The 16,627-nt window shown below is 51.2% G+C and carries 16 protein-coding genes; 11 read left to right on the top strand and 5 right to left on the bottom strand.

Annotated elements, in window-relative coordinates:
• The 3 genes from narJ to ACSFXJ_RS18240 all read left to right on the top strand — a co-directional run bounded on the left by narJ (position 1) and on the right by ACSFXJ_RS18240 (position 4,346).
• Positions 1 to 654 carry a nitrate reductase molybdenum cofactor assembly chaperone gene (narJ, locus tag ACSFXJ_RS18250; protein ID WP_435921841.1) on the top strand — a complete coding sequence of 218 codons (654 nt, stop codon included), beginning with the start codon at positions 1 to 3 and terminating at the stop codon, positions 652 to 654.
• Positions 655 to 673: 19 nt separating this feature from the next.
• Positions 674 to 1,372 (top strand): respiratory nitrate reductase subunit gamma, encoded by a 699-nt coding sequence (gene narI / locus ACSFXJ_RS18245; RefSeq protein WP_435921840.1) that lies wholly within the window; start codon positions 674 to 676, stop codon positions 1,370 to 1,372.
• A gap of 175 nt (positions 1,373 to 1,547) precedes the next feature.
• The gene (locus ACSFXJ_RS18240; protein ID WP_435921839.1) at positions 1,548 to 4,346 is read left to right on the top strand and encodes a PAS domain S-box protein; all 2,799 of its coding nucleotides are present in this window, start codon (positions 1,548 to 1,550) and stop codon (positions 4,344 to 4,346) included.
• A gap of 62 nt (positions 4,347 to 4,408) precedes the next feature.
• Here ACSFXJ_RS18240 and ACSFXJ_RS18235 read toward each other — a convergent pair whose 3' ends face one another.
• Positions 4,409 to 5,263 (bottom strand): DegV family protein, encoded by an 855-nt coding sequence (locus ACSFXJ_RS18235; protein WP_435921838.1) that lies wholly within the window; start codon positions 5,261 to 5,263, stop codon positions 4,409 to 4,411.
• A gap of 27 nt (positions 5,264 to 5,290) precedes the next feature.
• The gene (locus ACSFXJ_RS18230) at positions 5,291 to 6,148 is read right to left on the bottom strand and encodes a DegV family protein (RefSeq protein ID WP_435921837.1); all 858 of its coding nucleotides are present in this window, start codon (positions 6,146 to 6,148) and stop codon (positions 5,291 to 5,293) included.
• A gap of 186 nt (positions 6,149 to 6,334) precedes the next feature.
• On the opposite strand from ACSFXJ_RS18230, the gene ACSFXJ_RS18225 reads away from it, so the two are divergent.
• On the top strand, positions 6,335 to 6,712 hold the full coding sequence (locus ACSFXJ_RS18225) for a DUF423 domain-containing protein (protein WP_435921836.1): 378 nt from the start codon (positions 6,335 to 6,337) through the stop codon (positions 6,710 to 6,712).
• A gap of 77 nt (positions 6,713 to 6,789) precedes the next feature.
• Here the strand turns inward: ACSFXJ_RS18225 and ACSFXJ_RS18220 are convergent, their stop codons facing one another.
• Positions 6,790 to 7,344, bottom strand: coding sequence for a hypothetical protein (locus ACSFXJ_RS18220; RefSeq protein ID WP_435921835.1), 555 nt, complete (start codon positions 7,342 to 7,344; stop codon positions 6,790 to 6,792).
• A 220-nt stretch (positions 7,345 to 7,564) separates the two neighbouring features.
• Between ACSFXJ_RS18220 and ACSFXJ_RS18215 the strand changes: the two genes are divergently transcribed.
• The 6 genes from ACSFXJ_RS18215 (at position 7,565) to sufB (ending at position 13,474) form a co-directional block, all read left to right on the top strand.
• Positions 7,565 to 8,038: a Dps family protein gene (locus tag ACSFXJ_RS18215; RefSeq protein WP_435925799.1), complete on the top strand. Its 474-nt coding sequence runs from the start codon at positions 7,565 to 7,567 to the stop codon at positions 8,036 to 8,038.
• A gap of 269 nt (positions 8,039 to 8,307) precedes the next feature.
• The gene (gene sufC / locus ACSFXJ_RS18210) at positions 8,308 to 9,090 is read left to right on the top strand and encodes a Fe-S cluster assembly ATPase SufC (RefSeq protein ID WP_435921834.1); all 783 of its coding nucleotides are present in this window, start codon (positions 8,308 to 8,310) and stop codon (positions 9,088 to 9,090) included.
• A 21-nt stretch (positions 9,091 to 9,111) separates the two neighbouring features.
• Entirely contained in the window at positions 9,112 to 10,413 is a 1,302-nt protein-coding gene (gene sufD, locus ACSFXJ_RS18205) for a Fe-S cluster assembly protein SufD (RefSeq protein WP_435921833.1), read from the top strand.
• The gene (locus ACSFXJ_RS18200) at positions 10,410 to 11,624 is read left to right on the top strand and encodes a cysteine desulfurase (RefSeq protein ID WP_435921832.1); all 1,215 of its coding nucleotides are present in this window, start codon (positions 10,410 to 10,412) and stop codon (positions 11,622 to 11,624) included. Before sufD ends, ACSFXJ_RS18200 begins: the two co-directional genes overlap by 4 nt.
• The gene (sufU, locus tag ACSFXJ_RS18195) at positions 11,624 to 12,043 is read left to right on the top strand and encodes a Fe-S cluster assembly sulfur transfer protein SufU (protein ID WP_435921831.1); all 420 of its coding nucleotides are present in this window, start codon (positions 11,624 to 11,626) and stop codon (positions 12,041 to 12,043) included. Before ACSFXJ_RS18200 ends, sufU begins: the two co-directional genes overlap by 1 nt.
• A 33-nt stretch (positions 12,044 to 12,076) precedes the next feature.
• Positions 12,077 to 13,474 carry a Fe-S cluster assembly protein SufB gene (gene sufB, locus ACSFXJ_RS18190; protein WP_435921830.1) on the top strand — a complete coding sequence of 466 codons (1,398 nt, stop codon included), beginning with the start codon at positions 12,077 to 12,079 and terminating at the stop codon, positions 13,472 to 13,474.
• An 80-nt stretch (positions 13,475 to 13,554) separates the two neighbouring features.
• On the opposite strand, the gene ACSFXJ_RS18185 is transcribed toward sufB, so the two are convergent.
• Both ACSFXJ_RS18185 and ACSFXJ_RS18180 read right to left on the bottom strand, forming a co-directional pair.
• Positions 13,555 to 13,755, bottom strand: a complete 201-nt coding sequence (locus tag ACSFXJ_RS18185; protein ID WP_435921829.1) for a hypothetical protein — start codon at positions 13,753 to 13,755, stop codon at positions 13,555 to 13,557.
• A gap of 154 nt (positions 13,756 to 13,909) precedes the next feature.
• Positions 13,910 to 14,956: an HD-GYP domain-containing protein gene (locus ACSFXJ_RS18180; RefSeq protein ID WP_435921828.1), complete on the bottom strand. Its 1,047-nt coding sequence runs from the start codon at positions 14,954 to 14,956 to the stop codon at positions 13,910 to 13,912.
• A gap of 191 nt (positions 14,957 to 15,147) precedes the next feature.
• Between ACSFXJ_RS18180 and ACSFXJ_RS18175 the strand changes: the two genes are divergently transcribed.
• Positions 15,148 to 16,596 carry a bifunctional metallophosphatase/5'-nucleotidase gene (locus ACSFXJ_RS18175; RefSeq protein WP_435921827.1) on the top strand — a complete coding sequence of 483 codons (1,449 nt, stop codon included), beginning with the start codon at positions 15,148 to 15,150 and terminating at the stop codon, positions 16,594 to 16,596.
• Positions 16,597 to 16,627 lie beyond the last annotated feature (31 nt).

The following is a 16,627-nucleotide window of genomic DNA, read 5'->3' as shown; positions in this document are numbered from 1 at the left end:
ATGGAAAAAAAGCATATCATGTTGGCCGCATGCTCCAGAATGTTAGGGTATCCCGACGAGCCGTTGTATTCGGACAGGTATGATCTGTTGGAAGCGGTCGAGGATGCTGTCGGCGACCCTCTGCTGAACAAAAAGTTCGCCAAGGCGGTGAACCGGATTTGCTCGATGCCGCTGAAGGAACTGCAGGAAGCGTACGTGTGGACCTTTGATTGGAAAGAGAAAACCGGGCTATACTTGACCGCTCATGAACTCGGCGACAGCCGGGAGCGGGGGGCCGCGCTCATTCTGCTTCGGCATATCGTGGAAGACGCCGGTTTTTCGATGACGGGGAAAGAACTTAGCGATTATATCCCGATGCTGTACGAACTGCTCGCGGTCCGTCCGGATCACGTTCATGTCCGGGGATTGGAGCTCAGGCTGGCGGCCGCCACCAAGCGGATCCGGGATCATCTTCCGGACGACAGTCCCTATGCGGGAATTTTCGGCTTACTGATGACGGACGTGTTCGAGGAGCCGACGGAGGAACAAATCCGAATGCTGGAAAGCAAACGGGAAACTGCCGACCTTGATGAGCTTCCGTATCCGGTATTGTTCGGAATGGACGGTACTGCCCGCAGCGACGCCCTGTTTCCGGTTTACAAAAAGTGCAATTGAATGGAAGGGAGGTTTAGGGATGGCCGGTATTTTCTGGTGGGTCGTGTTTCCGTATATCGCGCTTGCGGTGATGGTCGTCGGTTTGCTTTACCGATTTGCTTTCCGTCAGGTAACCTGGACGGCCCCTTCCACGGAGATTTTCGAGAAGAAGTGGCTCCGGACCGGTTCTACCGTGTTTCATTACGGGATTATTTTTGCGTTCATCGGTCACGTGATGGGCGTGCTGATCCCGAAGGGAGTTTACAGATCCATGGGCGTGTCCGATGAGATGTATCATATCTTCGCCATCGTCGGCGGAAGTATTGCCGGCTTGATGGTGGTGGCGGGACTCGTCGTCCTGCTGATCCGGAAAATAACGAATCGCAGGGTACGCGTCCATGCCGGGTTCGGCGACTATTTTGCCGTGATTCTGGTATTGATCGTCGCTGCGATCGGCACATACATGACCCTTGTTTACAACACGACAGTAGTCGCTTATGAATACCGAACGACCATCGGCCCCTGGTTTCGAAGCCTGTTCACCTTTAACCCGCAGTATCATTTGATGACAGACGTCCCTTTCATTTTTCAGTTGCATATCGTATTGGCGTTTCTGTTGTTTGCTTCCATTCCGTTTACGATGCTGGTGCATATGTTCTCGTTACCGGCGCGCTATCCGGCGAGAGCTCCTCAGCAGTACCGTTCCCGGACGGGATACAGAAGGCGGGAAAAAACCTGATATCCTTTGTTCCGCAAAAACAGCGTTTCCTGACGGAAGGACACGCTGTTTTCTTTGTTCCTGACCGTCCTAGGAATCCGGACCCATTCGCCGTTTTCCAATAATCGGTTAAAATGAAGAGTGATATGTATCACTACTTGTCCGAAACCATCATTGAAACGGAGGAGCCTTAGCCGTGTCCAACCCTACCAGCGGGCTATTAAAAAAGCTCATTTCCGAGGATAGCACTTATAAGTTATTATACGAGAACCTTCCCGACGGGATATGCATTATTGACGTGGACGGCAAGTACGTGGAGGCGAATCCAAGAATCGAAAAACTGACCGGGTACTCCGCCGACGAATTTCTGAAACTGTCTCCGGACCGGTTGTTTTGCGAACAGGGCCAACTTAAAAGGGAACAGTTTTTTCATAGAGCCCTTGAGGGAGAGACCGGAAGCTTCGAGATCACGTTTCGGCGGAGGGACGGAAGCTTCAGGGAAGCGCACACGACGTTTGTCCCGATCATACATGAAACCGGCGTGGCCGGCGTTTTCTCGATTACGAGAGATATTACCGCGGATAAAATGCTTCAGGCCAAAGGGATTACGGAACGGAACCGGATGGAAGAGGCGCTCCGGGAAAGCGAGGGGCAATACCGGCTCATTTCGGAGTATTCGATGGACTTGATTTCCCGGCATGCCGCGGACGACAGCTTCACTTACTTATATGTATCGCCTTCCTCATATACGCTGCTCGGATACGAACCCGAAGAAATGATAGGTAAGAGCGCATATGATTATTTTCATCCCGACGATATCGAGCCGGTCAAAGAATACATGAAGCTGAGGATGAATTCCAGAAGCGTATACACGATCACTTACCGGGTTCGGCATAAGGACGGAAGATATATTTGGTTCGAAAGCACCGGCCGCTACAGATACGTCGCATTCTCCGGAGAAATCGGGGAGATCATTTCGATTTCCAGGGACGTAACGGAACGCAAGCAGAGCGAGCGGCGTCTTCAGGAGAGCCAGCAGCGGTACCGGTCATTGTTTGAATATAGTCCTTCAAGCGTGTATTCCATGGATCTCAGCGGCAAATATACTTCCATCAACTCCAATCTGGAAGCGCTGCTCGGCTACACCGGCGAGGAGCTTCTCGGCATGAATTTCGGGGAAATCATCGATCCGGAGGATTTGCCGAAAACGCGGCAGCATTTTGAACAAGCCAAGCTAGGCAATCCGCAAAATTATGAAACGACGGTCATACGCAAAGACGAAAGCCGGCTGGAAATCGCCGTAACCAATGTCCCGATCATCGTCGATCATCAAGTCGTCGGCGTTTACGGGATCGCCAGCGATATTACGGAGCAGAAGCGTTATGTAGAACAGATCGAGAAGCTCAGCTATCTGCATTCCTTGATTCTGGGATCCGTATCGGAAGGGATTTACGGTTTGGACGAAAACGGGAAAACGGTGTTTATCAATCAAGCCGCAGCGGAAATGCTCGGTTACAGCATTGAGGAGTTTATCGGCCAATCCAATCATCAATTAATCCACCATACGAAAATAGACGGGTCGGACTATCCGCTGGAGGATTGTCCGATCACGCGGACGATGCGCGACGGCATTCCCAGGGTCGTGCCGGAGGACGTGTTCTGGAGACGGGACGGTTCCAGTTTCCTGGTGGAATACCGGGTAAATCCGATGATCGAGCGCGGGCAGCTGATCGGCGCCGTCGTCGTTTTTAACGATATTACCGGGGAACGCGAAATCATGAGGGCCAAAGAGTCCGCGGAGCGCGCCACCCAAGCCAAATCCGAGTTTTTGGCGATGATCAGCCATGAGATCCGAACCCCGATGAACGGCGTCATCAGCATGACCGACTTGCTTATGGATACGGATTTAACCGAAGACCAGCGTTATTATGCGGAAGTAATTTCGGACAGCAGCAGGGAATTGCTGACGATTCTTAACGATGTGCTGGACTTTAGCAAAATCGAAGCGGGGAAGATGGCGCTGGAATACGAAACCTTCCACCTGGAGAGCTGCGTCATGGGGGCGGTGGAATTGTTCCAGCCGGAGGCCGCCAAGAAAGGCATTCACCTGAGTTATTCCATCTCGAAAGACGTGCCCGTATATATTTACAGCGATTCGTCCAGGCTCAGGCAAATCCTGGTCAATTTGATCGGGAATGCGGTGAAGTTCACGGAACGCGGGGAAGTCAAGGTCGAAGTTCAACGTTCATCCGCCTATGACGCGGGCGATCTTTTGAAATTCAGCGTCTCGGATACGGGAATCGGAATTCCCGAGAACAAGCTGCACAGGTTGTTCCAATCGTTTTCCCAGGTTCATCCCGTGGTCAACCGCAAGTATGGCGGCACAGGACTCGGCCTGGCGATCTGCAAAAGAATCGTCGAGTTGCTTGGCGGGAGCATTACGGTAGAAAGCACGGAGGGGCAAGGATCCGAATTCCGCTTCACATTAATCGGGGATGCGCGGGCTTTGCTGCCGGAGGAGCCTATGCACGCGAATCGTGCGGAAGCCGCTGCCGCCGCAGTAGACCTTGTGCCGATCATGATTGAGGAGAAGCCGGTGCAAATTAAAAGAAACGAGGGTGCGCGAACGCATTCGATTTTGATTGCGGAAGATCATCCGGTCAATTGCCAGGCATTTGTCCAATTGTTCGAAAGGTTGGGATATCGGCCGGATGTCGCCCATAACGGGATGGAGGTCATTGAAGCGGTAACCGCGGGAGTGTACGATTTCATCTTCATGGATCTTGAATTGCCTGTCATGGACGGAATCAAAACGTCGAGGCTGTTGAGAAGGCTGCTGCCTAACGATAAACTTCCGGTTATTATCGGCGTAAGCGCCTGCGGCGGCGCCGAAAACCGGGAGAGATGCCTGGCGAGCGGAATGGCCGCCGTCATCTCGAAACCTCTGAACGAAACGGATGTCGCCAACCTGCTGGAGACCCGGAACTTCGAATAAGCAGGAACGACAAAAAACGGCGTAAGGGTAATCCCCTTAACGCCGTTTTTGACTTGTTAAACTCAGCCGATCGATTTCGTATACAGAATTCCGATCGTCTTGGCGCCGCAGTGGCTGGAAATGACGCAGCCGGCGTTGGATACGGCGACTTCTCTCGCTCCCGTTTTGGCTTGAAGCGCCTGCTGCAGAAAAGCCGCATCCTCGTCGGCCAAGGAATGCGTGACGAAAATAAGGTCTTTGTCCATGTCCGGAATCTTGGAAAGCGCATTGTTCAGCAGCTGGTCAAGTGCTTTTTCCCGGCTGCCCCGGATTTTATAGGCAGGCGTCATTTTGCCGTCCTCTACCTTAATGACCGGCCGGATCCGCAGCAGGCTGCCGACAAGGTTTTGCATGCCGGAACAGCGCCCTCCCTTGTACAAATAGTCCAAGGAATCGATGACGAATTCCGTCTCGACGCATGGCCGCACCGCTTCCAGCATCGACAGGATTTCGGGAACGGATTTGCCTTCTTCCGCAGCCCGAACCGCCTTCATGACCTGAAGCCCGATTCCCGTGGACAGATTCAACGCGTCGAAAACGGTCACTTGGCCTTCTGGAAATTCATCGGAAGCGATCAGCGCGTTTTGGTACGTGGAGGACAATTCCGATGACAAGCTTATGTACAGAATCGGCCGTCCTTCCGCGATGAATGGCGAAAAGGCGGCGATGAAGTCGGATGGGGAAGGGGCTGCCGTTTTCGGCAGCTTGCCGGTTTCATCCACCTTTTTGTAGAGCTCGGGCGTGGTAAGGTCGATACCGTCGCGATAATTGGTATCGCCGAACGTGACATAAAGCGGGACAATGCCGATATCGTATCGCTCGATCCATGCTGCCGGCAAATCGCAGGTACTGTCCGCAAAAATCTTAATGTTTCCCATCAGAGGATCCTCCTTTATTATCAGACCTTACTCGGGAATCTTCTTCGTATACATAATGGCTGCGGTGTGCGGGCCGCAATGGCTTGAAATGACGCAACCCGCTTCGGCCAGCGCCACTTCTCGGGCCCCGGTCCGCTCCCTGAGGATCGCCGCAAGACGGAGAGCATCTTCCTCGGCCATCGTATGGGCGACGATGATCAGGTCATTGTCCATTTCCGCCGTATCCGCCAGCGCATTGTCGAGCATTTGCTGTACCGCTTTCTCCTTTTTGCCGCGTACCTTGTAGGCCGGGATAATATTCCCGTCCACGACTTTCAGAACGGGCCGGATTTGCAGCAGGCTGCCGATGAAATGTTGCATGCCGGAACAACGTCCGCCTTTATATAAATACTCCAAGGTGTCAATGACGAACTGAGTTTCGACCATAGGCCGGGTACGCTCGATCAATGAGGCGATTTCACGGGCGCTTTGCCCTTGTTTTGCGGCGTTCACCGCCTTCATGACCAGGAGTCCGATGCCGCTGCACAAATTCAGGGAATCGACGACATGAATGCGTCCCTCCGGAAATTCGGCCGCTGCGATCAGCGCATTTTGATAAGTGGATGAAAGTTTGGAAGAAAGACTGATATAGACGATGTCCTGTCCCTGTTCGATGTAGGGAGTAAACGCATCCATGAAATCTTTCGGAGACGGCGCCGTTGTTTTCGGAAGGCTTCCATCCGTTTCCACCTTGCGGTACAATTTCTCGGGAGTGATATCGACGCCGTCACGGTATGTTTCTTCCCCGAAAACGACGTAAAGCGGGATAATCCCGATCTCGTAATCGCCAATCCATGATGAGGGCAGATCGGAGGTGCTGTCTGCGAATATTTTGACCTTTGACATAAGTTTCTCCTTAAATTCAGATAGTCCATCTTTTATATTAGCAAAAACCGCGACCGTTTAACATCGTTTTGATTTTTCAAGTTTAAAATACGTTTTGTCCAAGGAGACGGTTTCACCTGGAAAGTGTGCGGTCGCTAGGTTATGATATTTGAAGCGAATAAGATATGTTTCGGGAGGTGAAATGAAATGCAGCGAAAATTTGCCGCGGCGGGAGGATTCATCATGCTGCTTGCCATAGCGCTAGGGGCGTTCGGGGCTCACGTGCTGGAACCCGTCATCGGCGAGAAGGCGACGGGGACTTATGAAACGGGGGTTCATTATCATATGATTCACGGACTCGCCATGATTCTCGCTTCATTGGCCGCCGGGTTCGGAGGCGAACCGAGACGGTTGTTGTGGGCGAACCGCCTGTTTCTGATCGGGATCATCCTCTTCTCGGGCAGTTTATACTTGCTGGCGGTAACCGGCTGGAAATGGTTTGGACCGATTACTCCGCTTGGGGGAGTTGCGTTCCTTGCGGGATGGCTGATGTTCGGACTGGCCATGCTGAAAAAGAAAAACTGACGGAACGAAAAAAACGGCCGATGCATCCTTAAAGGATGCCGGTCGTTTTATTTTGCGATTCCTTCGGAGTTCTTTCCTCAATGATCGATAAAATCGATAATTTCGCTAAGCTTGAAGGTGTATACCTGTTTTTCGTCAACATGGTATACATTGATCGTATAGGTTTCGGGCAAGAAATTCAAAATACGGCAAGGCAAGCTTGCGCGCTCTCCATTCCGGTTCACCAATAGTCGGACTAGCCGGTTTCCGGCGATATACTTTTGAATCCACTGTTCAAAATCGCCGCTGCTTGCGATATCTTCAAAGCTTTTCGGCTTTTCGGTTTCCGCTTTTGCCGATGGCTTGGCTTTGGTGGAAGGAGCTGCCGACGGTTTGACGCTATGTTCGGGTTCGGCAAGCCTTTTGTAGGATTTGGAGATAATCGTCTGCTTCTTGGCGGTTAACATGGCATCGATAATTTCCCCAAGCTCAATTCCCGAATTGATCTTGTAATCGATAATATCCTTCCCGTGATTCAGCACCTGCAGCAAAGCTTGCAGCGCTTTGGCATTGGATTCGCTTTTCACGAGAATTTCCACGTTGAACAAAAAACCTTCGGAATTTTTCTGGTTGTTTTCGCTCTGATTGTCCATATAGCCCCCAAAAAACACATTAAAAATCATTGCTAATACATAATATCATCGATTGGGTGAAATATCATAGTCCCAAACCGGACGAACTTGATTGTTTTTAATTGGAAAATGATTCTATTGGGATATAATAGAACATATATACTGCTTGTTTCGGCAAAACTTGGCTCGGGTAAAACAACAATATTGGCGTATTATACCTTAATGAAAGAGAGGGTTAATGATGGCTAAAACAGATTCGAAATCGGCAAGCAAGACGAAAAAGTCCAGTTTGGAACAGGTGCTCAATGAACAGGTGGCCAATCTGAACGTATTGTACGTGAAAATTCATAATTACCATTGGTATGTGAAGGGCGACAACTTTTTTACGCTTCATGTCAAATTCGAGGAGTTATATAATGAAGTAAGCGAGAAAATGGACGCGGTGGCTGAACGGCTGCTTACGATCAAAGGAAGCCCGTCGGCGACGATGAAGGAATACTTGGAGTTGGCCACCATCCAGGAAGCGACCGGCAAGGAAGACCCGAATACGATGGTCCAGAATCTGATCGAAGATTTTGCGACATTGTCGGAGTCTTTCCAAGAGGGGATCGAGCTTGCGGATAAGGAAGGCGATGAGGCAACCAGCGACCTGTTGACCGGCTTTAAAGGCGAGCTGGAGAAGCATATGTGGATGCTGCGCTCTTTCCTTGGGTAAACATCGGACATAACAAATTGCAAACAGAGGGGCTGTTCCGGTCATCATGGGGATGATTTCCGGGCAGTCCTTCCTGTTTTTCGACAGATTCCTAGGTTATCCGGCCTTCGCACGTTGATTAAGCCTTCGAAGTAGGTTAGAATGAATGAAATGAGAATCATTGAGAATCAATGAAAATTAGAATTAGTCTAATTTGATAATTATTTTAATTATGCTATAATAGTGATAATTATTATGGAATAAACGACTAATGGAAGGAGCAGTAAATCATGGCTACACATTTTGTTGTTGAAGGACTTAAAGCGGCAATCGAGGGCAAGGAGATTCTGAAAGGGGTCGACATTGAAATAAAAGGCGGGGAAATCCACGCGATCATGGGACCAAACGGAACGGGGAAAAGTACGCTCGCTTCCGCGCTTATGGGCCATCCGAAGTATGAAGTGACGGACGGCAACGTAAGCCTGAACGGCGAAGACGTTCTGGAGATGGCCGTTGACGAACGCGCGCGCGCAGGCCTTTTCCTGGCTATGCAGTATCCGAGCGAGATCGCAGGGGTAACGAATTCGGACTTCCTGCGCAGCGCCATCAATGCCCGTCTTGGCGAAGGCAATGAGATTTCGCTGATTAAATTTATCCGCCAAATGGAAGGCAAAATGAAGGAACTTGAAATGAATCCGGAATTTGCCCACCGTTACCTGAATGAAGGATTCTCTGGCGGCGAGAAGAAACGGAACGAAATTTTGCAAATGATGATGCTGGATCCGAAAATCGTCATTCTTGACGAGATCGACTCCGGCCTTGACATCGACGCCCTGCGGATCGTAGCGAACGGCGTCAACGCGATGCGCAGCGAAGAACGCGGCTTCTTGATTATTACCCACTATCAGCGGTTACTGAACTATATTACACCGGATTATGTACACGTGATGATGCAAGGACGTATCGTTAAGTCCGGCGGACCTGAGCTTGCCGAACGTCTGGAACGCGAAGGTTACGACTGGGTGAAAGAGGAACTCGGCATTACGGATGAAACTGTAGGCCAAGAAGCCTAATCGGAAGGGGGAGAACTAAAGATGACAACACAAACCGTTCTTCCGGTGGAAACAGATACGCTCCAAAACGCATCCGTGAATAACGGAGAACCGGCCTGGCTGACCGAGAGCCGCGTAAATGCGCTCAAATTGGCTGCGGAGCTGGATTTGCCGAAGCTGGAAAAGACGAGAATCGACCGCTGGGATCTCAGCAATTTCGGTGCGATCCGTACAGGACGTCCCGATTTGACGCAACAGCTGCCTGAAGTCGTCGCTTCTTACGTTGATTTGAAGGAAAACAGCAATCTGATCGTTCAACATAACAGCGGCGTGGTCTTTACCCGCCTTTCCGCCGATCTTGCGGCTAAAGGCGTCATTTTTACCGATCTGGAGACCGCGGTTCGCGAGCACGCCGATTTGGTAAAATCTTACCTTCACACGGCCGTCAAACCGGAAGAAAACCGGATTACGGCACTGCATGCGGCACTTTGGAACGGCGGCGTATTTTTGTACGTGCCGAAAAATGTGGAAGTGGACATTCCGTTGCAGAGCATTTTCCTGATCGATGACGCATCGGCTTCTTTTGCTCCGCATGTATTGATCGTTGCGGAATCGAACAGTCGTGTTACTTACGTTGACAATTATATCTCCGGACAATACGACGGCAATATCGTGCATAACGGTGCCGCCGAAGTATTCGTTAAGGCCGGAGCCAAGGTCCAATTCGCAACCGTTCATCATTTGAACGTGAACACGACGGATTTGATCAACCGCCGTTCCGTGGTGGAGAACGACGGAAGCATCGAATGGATCGTCGGCGAAATGAATGCCGGGGATTCGGTCAGCGAAACGTTGTCCATCCTTAAAGGGAACGGATCCGTTTCCGACGCGAAAGTGATCGCGGTCGGTTCGGGTTCGCAGCGGATGAACTACACGACCAAAGCGGTTCATTTCGGCAAATCTTCGGAAAGCCAAATGATTACCCGCGCGGTGATGCGCGAACAGGCGACAGCGATCATCAACGGGATTACGAAGATCGAAAAAGGCGCGACGAAGGCGAACGGGGAGCAGACGGAGAAAGTGCTGATGCTCAGCCCGAAAGCCCGCGGTGACGCAAACCCGATCTTGCTGATCGACGAGGACGATGTGAAGGCCGGCCATGCCGCTTCCGTCGGCCAAGTTAACCAGGAGCAAATCTATTATTTGATGTCGCGGGGCATTTCCCGCGAGCAAGCTGAACGTTTGATCATTTACGGCTTCCTTGCTCCGGTCGTTTCGGACATTCCACTGGAGCAGCTGCAAACGCAATTGCAGGGCCTGGTGGAAAGGAAGTTGGGACAATGAATGCGGAACTGATCAAAGAACAGTTTCCTATATTAAACCAGGAGATCAACGGGCATCCGCTCGTTTATCTGGATAGCGCGGCGACTTCGCAGAAGCCGCGCGCCGTCCTGGAGGCGCTCCGGCGTTATTACGAATGGGAGAACGCCAACGTGCACCGCGGCGTACACACGCTGGGCAGCCGGGCGACCGACGCCTATGAAGGGGCGCGGGAAAAGGTTGCGCGGTTCATCGGAGCCGCTCACACCGAGGAGATTATTTTTACCCGGGGGACGACGACCGCTTTGAATCTGGTTGCTTCCTCTTACGGTCCGTCGGCGGTAAAATCCGGCGATGAAATTGTCATCACCCAAATGGAGCATCACAGCAATTTCATTCCTTGGCAGCAGCTCGCGAAACGTACGGGCGCTACGCTGAAGTTCATCCCCCTGCAGCCTGACGGCAGCATCGCGCTGGAAGACGTGGAGAAGACGGTCACGGATCAGACGAAAATCGTTGCCACCGCGCATGTCTCCAATGTGCTCGGCGTGATCAACCCGGTGAAGGAGATCGCGGAAATCGCCCACCGGCACGGAGCCGTCATGGTGGTCGACGGTGCGCAAAGCACGCCGCACATGAAAGTTAACGTCCGGGATTTGGATTGCGATTTCTATGCTTTCTCCGGACATAAAATGTGCGCTCCGACCGGGATTGGGGTACTATATGGTAAGAAGCAACTGCTGGAAGCGATGGAGCCGATCGAGTTCGGCGGCGAGATGATCGACGATGTCGGACTTTACGAATCGACATGGAAGGAGCTGCCTTGGAAGTTCGAAGGCGGAACCCCGATCATCGCCGGTGCCGTGGGACTTGCGGCGGCAATCGACTTTCTGGAGGAAATCGGGCTGGATGAGATTCATCGGCATGAAACGAAGCTGGCATCCTACGCGATGAACCGGCTGTCTGAAATTGAGGGAGTTACGGTTTACGGGCCCCGCGAACGCGAGGTCGGTCTCGTTACCTTCAATCTGCTGGATGTCCATCCTCATGATGTGGCCACCGTTTTGGACGCCCAAGGCGTCGCCATCAGGGCGGGGCATCACTGCTGCCAACCGCTGATGCGCTGGCTTCAGGCAAGTGCAACGGCGAGAGCCAGCCTGTATCTGTACAATACGGAACAGGACATCGACCGATTGGCGGAAGCTTTAATCCAAACAAAGGAGTATTTCGCGTAATGCAATTGGACGATTTATACCGCCGTGTCATTATGGATCATTATAAAAATCCCCGCAACAAGGGAAAGTTCGAAGACGGCGCTTTTACCGTCGATTTGAATAACCCGACCTGCGGAGACCGCATTTCGCTTCAATTAAAATTGGAGGATGGCATCGTAAAAGATGCGCGTTTTACCGGAGAAGGCTGTTCGATCAGCATGTCTTCCGCCTCCATGATGACGGAAGCGGTCAAAGGCCGGTCTTTCGAAGATGCCATGGAGCTTGCGAACCGTTTTTCCTCGCTAATGAAGGGCGAGCCGGCGGAATTCGAGGACTACGAGGATATTGAAGCTTTGTCCGGAGTCAACAAGTTTCCTGCCCGGATCAAATGCGCCACGCTGGCGTGGAATGCCCTGAAGAAAGGCATTCAGGAACAGTAAGAGTCATTACTTTATTAAGGGGGTAACAAAGCCATGGCCAAAAAAGCGCCTGAAATGGAAGAATATAAATATGGTTTCCGTGACGAGCACAAAGCGGTTTTCCAAACGGGTAAAGGTTTGACCCGCGAAATCGTTACGGAAATTTCCCGCATCAAGAATGAACCGGAATGGATGCTGAATTTCCGGCTGAAATCGCTCGAGCAATTCGAGAAAATGCCGCTGCCGCGTTGGGGCGGAGACCTCGACGAGTTGGATTTCAACGATATCCAATATTATGTAAGACCTTCCGAAAAGCAAGGGAAAACATGGGAAGAGGTTCCTGCCGAAATCAAGGAAACGTTCGATAAGCTCGGTATTCCGGAGGCGGAACAGAAGTTCCTGGCCGGCGTATCCGCGCAGTACGAATCCGAGGTCGTTTATCATAGCATGCAGAAGGACCTGGAAGAGCAAGGCGTTATTTTCATGGATACCGACACTGCGCTCAAAGAGCATCCGGAAATTTTCCGCGAATATTTCGGTACGGTGATTCCTCCGGCGGACAACAAGTTTGCGGCCCTGAACAGCGCCGTATGGTCGGGCGGAAGCTTTATCTATGTGCCGAAGGGCGTCAAATGTGAGGTTCCGCTTCAGGCTTACTTCCGCATCAACTCGGAAAACATGGGCCAATTCGAACGTACGCTGATCATCGCTGACGAGGACAGCTTCGTGCACTATGTAGAGGGATGTACGGCACCGATTTACAGCACGAACTCCCTGCACAGCGCCGTCGTTGAAATCATCTGCAAGAAGAACGCACGCGTTCGCTATACGACGATCCAGAACTGGGCGCCGAACATCTACAACCTTGTAACCAAACGGGCTGTAGCTGAAGAAAATGCGACGATGGAATGGGTCGACGGCAACATCGGTTCCAAGCTGACGATGAAATATCCTGCGGTTGTCCTGAAAGGGCGCGGAGCGAAGGGCAGCGTTTTGTCGATCGCGGTTGCGGGCAAAGGACAACACCAGGATGCAGGGGCGAAAATGATCCACCTTGCGCCTGATACCACGTCCACGATCGTTTCCAAGTCGATCAGTAAGCATGGCGGGAAGGTCACTTACCGCGGTCTGGCTTCTTTCGGCCGTCAGGCGGAAGGCGCAAAGTCGAACATCAAGTGCGATACGCTCATTCTTGATAATGAGTCGACTTCCGATACGATTCCGTACAACGAAATCATGAACGATAATATCGTCCTGGAGCACGAAGCGACGGTTTCGAAAGTATCCGAGGAGCAGCTCTTCTACTTGATGAGCCGCGGGCTTTCCGAAGCGGAAGCGACGCAGATGATCGTTATGGGCTTTATCGAGCCGTTCACCAAAGAATTGCCGATGGAGTATGCGGTTGAAATGAACAGATTGATCAAGTTCGAGATGGAAGGTTCCATCGGTTAATTCATCTTCGCGTATAATTAAAAACGTGCCCGGTACGGACGCCAGATTTGCCCTAGCGCCGTCGGGGCACGTTTTTCTTGTTATTGAAACGGGATAATTCGCGTAACATGACTGATTTCTTCGAGCAGAACCCAAACCGCGCCTTCCACCGTTCTGATTTGTACTTTTTCCGGACTGGAGCTCCATTTGGGTACGCCGACAACCGACATGCCGTCTTCGAGGGTCAATACTACCTGATGTTCGAGGGTAACCGCCATTTTTAATTCATGCAACCTGTCCATGATTGCCACCTTTCAGTATTATGATCTCTTTACTATATCGGAATGTCGGATAGGAACCTGAACCTCGAACTGAAAAAAAATAGATATTTAACCAAAAAAAGCGGTCGAAGCGGGAACGATCCCGGCATCAACCGCTGAAGACCAGAACCTTCATTTACATATAAACCTCGGTAATGGCTGTTTGCCGCTCCTTGGATAAATCGACAAACCTGGAATCGGTCTGGACGAGCGGACGGAAAAAGTCGGATTGGTTCGTCATCACAATCGACCCGATTTCTCCGGAGCTAAGAAGCACTTTTTTGCCGATAAAATTCGGAATTAAATGACTGATCAGCGCCTGGGTGGGCTCCGGACTCAATTTTCCGAAACTGAGGTTGTTCAGTTCCTTCAAAACGGATAACAATTCTTGCTTGGACTGGTAAATCCGGTTGGAGGTCATAGCCGAAAAAACGTCCGCGACGGCCGCGATTTTCGCATAGGGGTGAATCTCGTCCTGCTTAAGGCCTTTCGGATAGCCGGACCCGTCGTCGCGTTCGTGATGCTGCAAAGCAACGAGTGCCGTAAGCTCGTCCCCCGTGGATTTTAAGATGATGTCGTGTCCGTAAATGGTGTGGCGTTTGACTTCTTCAAATTCTTCCGGCGTCAACTTGCCGGGTTTATTGAGGATTTCCTGCGGAACCTTTGACTTGCCGATATCGATCAAATATCCGGCTTTGCCCGCTAAGTAAGCTTCTTCCGGAGTGTAACCGATCCATAAAGCGATATAATAAGAGAGCATGCCGACCTGAAGCGAATGATTGTATGTATAGTTATCTTTGTCGTTCACGGCTAACAAGAGAGAGACGACGTCTTTCTGTACGTTAAGCTGAGCGACCATCGGTTCGAGCAGACTGTCGACTTTATTGTTGTCGAACGTACCGTTTGATAGGGCTTCCATAAAGATGGCTTCAAATCCGTCAATCGCATCGTCCAAGTAAGGCTTGGCTTTTTGCACATGTTCCGGAAATGGTACCGCTACGGGAACTTCTACATTAACGGATTGTGGGATGATATGGACGTAATCGATACCGTGCTGCATCAGTTTGACGATAGCTTCGCTGGTCAGTTCTTTTTCCTTCTGCAAGACTAGGACGCCGTAATCATTAAAAACATCGGACTCAAGACGATCACCGGGACTAAGGTCCATGATATGCGCTTTCAAGAAACACCACACCTCGTTATTTTCGCATTTTCCTTCATCATATCAGGGAAAAATTGGTCTGACAATCATGGATTCCATCATAAAATGGAGACAATAGGCAATTTTAAGGTATATAATATTTTTATTATTGAATCTACATGCAAGTTCTATAGCTGGACTTGAAGCTTCAGCACAACCAAGGAGGCCTGAGCATGCATCCCGAGACGGATCAGGGTACGTTGACGATCCTATATACCAATGATTTGCACAGCCATTTCGGTGCCATGGGCCGGATTGCGGCTATGGCGGATGAATTCCGTGCCGTGCCGGATGCGTCCGTGCTGCTTCTCGATATCGGGGACCATATGGACAGGGCAGCCGTAGAAACGGAAGGCACGATGGGACAGGCCAATGTGGATGTTATAAATTTGACCGGTTACGATGCTGTTACGATCGGTAATAATGAAGGGTTGACATTTACGCCCGAACTGCTTCGCCAGGCTTATGCCGGGCTGGCTTGTCCGGTCGTTTGCGGGAATATCCGGGAGATCGCTACCGGGCTCCCTCCCGACTGGATGATAGAGCACCATTTGGTTCGCCGGGGGGGCTTTAGCATCGGGCTGATCGGAGCGACGGCAGCCTATCCCGATTTTTATGAACTGCTGGGCCTGGAGGCCCTGGACCCGAGAAAGACGATCGCCGAATCGGTGCGTCATCTGCGTACCCGGGCGGATATCATTATCGTCATGTCGCATCTGGGACTTCCGATGGATCGGGAGCTTGCCGAAACGATACCCGGGATCGACCTGATTATCGGCGGGCACACGCATCATCTGCTTGAGGAACCGCTGTTTATTGGAACGACGGCCATTACGGCGGCAGGGAAATTTGGACGGCACCTCGGCCGAATCACCGTTCGGAAGAACCCGGCAACCGGAAAGCCGGAGTTTTTGGAAGGGTGCTGTATTCCGGTGGAACCGGGCGCCGAGGACGAGAATGTATTGCATGCAATATCAATTCATCAACAAGCGGCCAAACAGCGTTTGGACCGTACCGTAGCGATGATTGACAGGGAGCTGCCCATTAAGTACGCCGAGGAATCTCCATTCGGCAATTTGCTGGCACAGGCTGTCAAAAGGTATACGGGGAGCGAAATATCGCTGGTTAACAGCGGACAATTGCTGATGGATCTCCCTAAAGGGGAAATCAGCGAAGGGATGCTTCATGCCGTATGCCCGTCGCCGATCAATCCTTGCCGGATGAACATGACGGGTGAAGATATTCTTTTCAGTCTGGAACAATCTCTCCTGCCCGAAATGACGGACAAAGCGATATTCGGCTACGGCTTCCGCGGCAAGGTGCTTGGCGGGATTTGCGTTGACGGAATGGAGATTTTATATGACCCGGAGGCCCCGCCGTTTCAAAGGATCGTAGAGGCGAGTGTGCATGGGACGCCGATGAGCAAACATAAAACTTATTCCGTCGGCACGCTGGATATGTTTACATTCGGCATCGGATACGAGAGAATTAAGAACGGAACAGATAAAGAGTACATGCTTCCCGATTTTTTGCGGGATTTGCTTAAGACCGAACTGCAGACCGCGGGAGCGGTGGATAGCTGCGTGCTTCCAAGATGGATTACAGCCCGGCAGCAAATATGAAGTCCGGACTGCCCGATAAAATATAGAGAGA

The organism is Paenibacillus salivarius, from assembly GCF_051307165.1.
GTDB lineage: Bacteria > Bacillota > Bacilli > Paenibacillales > Paenibacillaceae > Fontibacillus.
The sequence above is the reverse complement of the archived record's forward strand: the minus strand, read 5'-3'. Positions and strand labels throughout refer to the sequence as shown.

Excerpts from the sequence above, each read along its gene's own strand:
- ACSFXJ_RS18175 (WP_435921827.1), top strand. The coding sequence starts at position 15,148 with ATGCATCCCGAGACGGATCAGGGTACGTTGACGATCCTATATACCAAT.
- ACSFXJ_RS18220 (WP_435921835.1), bottom strand. The coding sequence starts at position 7,344 with ATGGACAATCAGAGCGAAAACAACCAGAAAAATTCCGAAGGTTTTTTG.
- ACSFXJ_RS18200 (WP_435921832.1), top strand. The coding sequence starts at position 10,410 with ATGAATGCGGAACTGATCAAAGAACAGTTTCCTATATTAAACCAGGAG.
- sufB (WP_435921830.1), top strand. The coding sequence starts at position 12,077 with ATGGCCAAAAAAGCGCCTGAAATGGAAGAATATAAATATGGTTTCCGT.
- ACSFXJ_RS18230 (WP_435921837.1), bottom strand. The coding sequence starts at position 6,148 with ATGTCAAAGGTCAAAATATTCGCAGACAGCACCTCCGATCTGCCCTCA.
- ACSFXJ_RS18225 (WP_435921836.1), top strand. The coding sequence starts at position 6,335 with ATGCAGCGAAAATTTGCCGCGGCGGGAGGATTCATCATGCTGCTTGCC.
- narJ (WP_435921841.1), top strand. The coding sequence starts at position 1 with ATGGAAAAAAAGCATATCATGTTGGCCGCATGCTCCAGAATGTTAGGG.
- sufU (WP_435921831.1), top strand. The coding sequence starts at position 11,624 with ATGCAATTGGACGATTTATACCGCCGTGTCATTATGGATCATTATAAA.
- sufC (WP_435921834.1), top strand. The coding sequence starts at position 8,308 with ATGGCTACACATTTTGTTGTTGAAGGACTTAAAGCGGCAATCGAGGGC.
- sufD (WP_435921833.1), top strand. The coding sequence starts at position 9,112 with ATGACAACACAAACCGTTCTTCCGGTGGAAACAGATACGCTCCAAAAC.
- ACSFXJ_RS18215 (WP_435925799.1), top strand. The coding sequence starts at position 7,565 with ATGGCTAAAACAGATTCGAAATCGGCAAGCAAGACGAAAAAGTCCAGT.
- ACSFXJ_RS18235 (WP_435921838.1), bottom strand. The coding sequence starts at position 5,263 with ATGGGAAACATTAAGATTTTTGCGGACAGTACCTGCGATTTGCCGGCA.
- ACSFXJ_RS18185 (WP_435921829.1), bottom strand. The coding sequence starts at position 13,755 with ATGGACAGGTTGCATGAATTAAAAATGGCGGTTACCCTCGAACATCAG.
- narI (WP_435921840.1), top strand. The coding sequence starts at position 674 with ATGGCCGGTATTTTCTGGTGGGTCGTGTTTCCGTATATCGCGCTTGCG.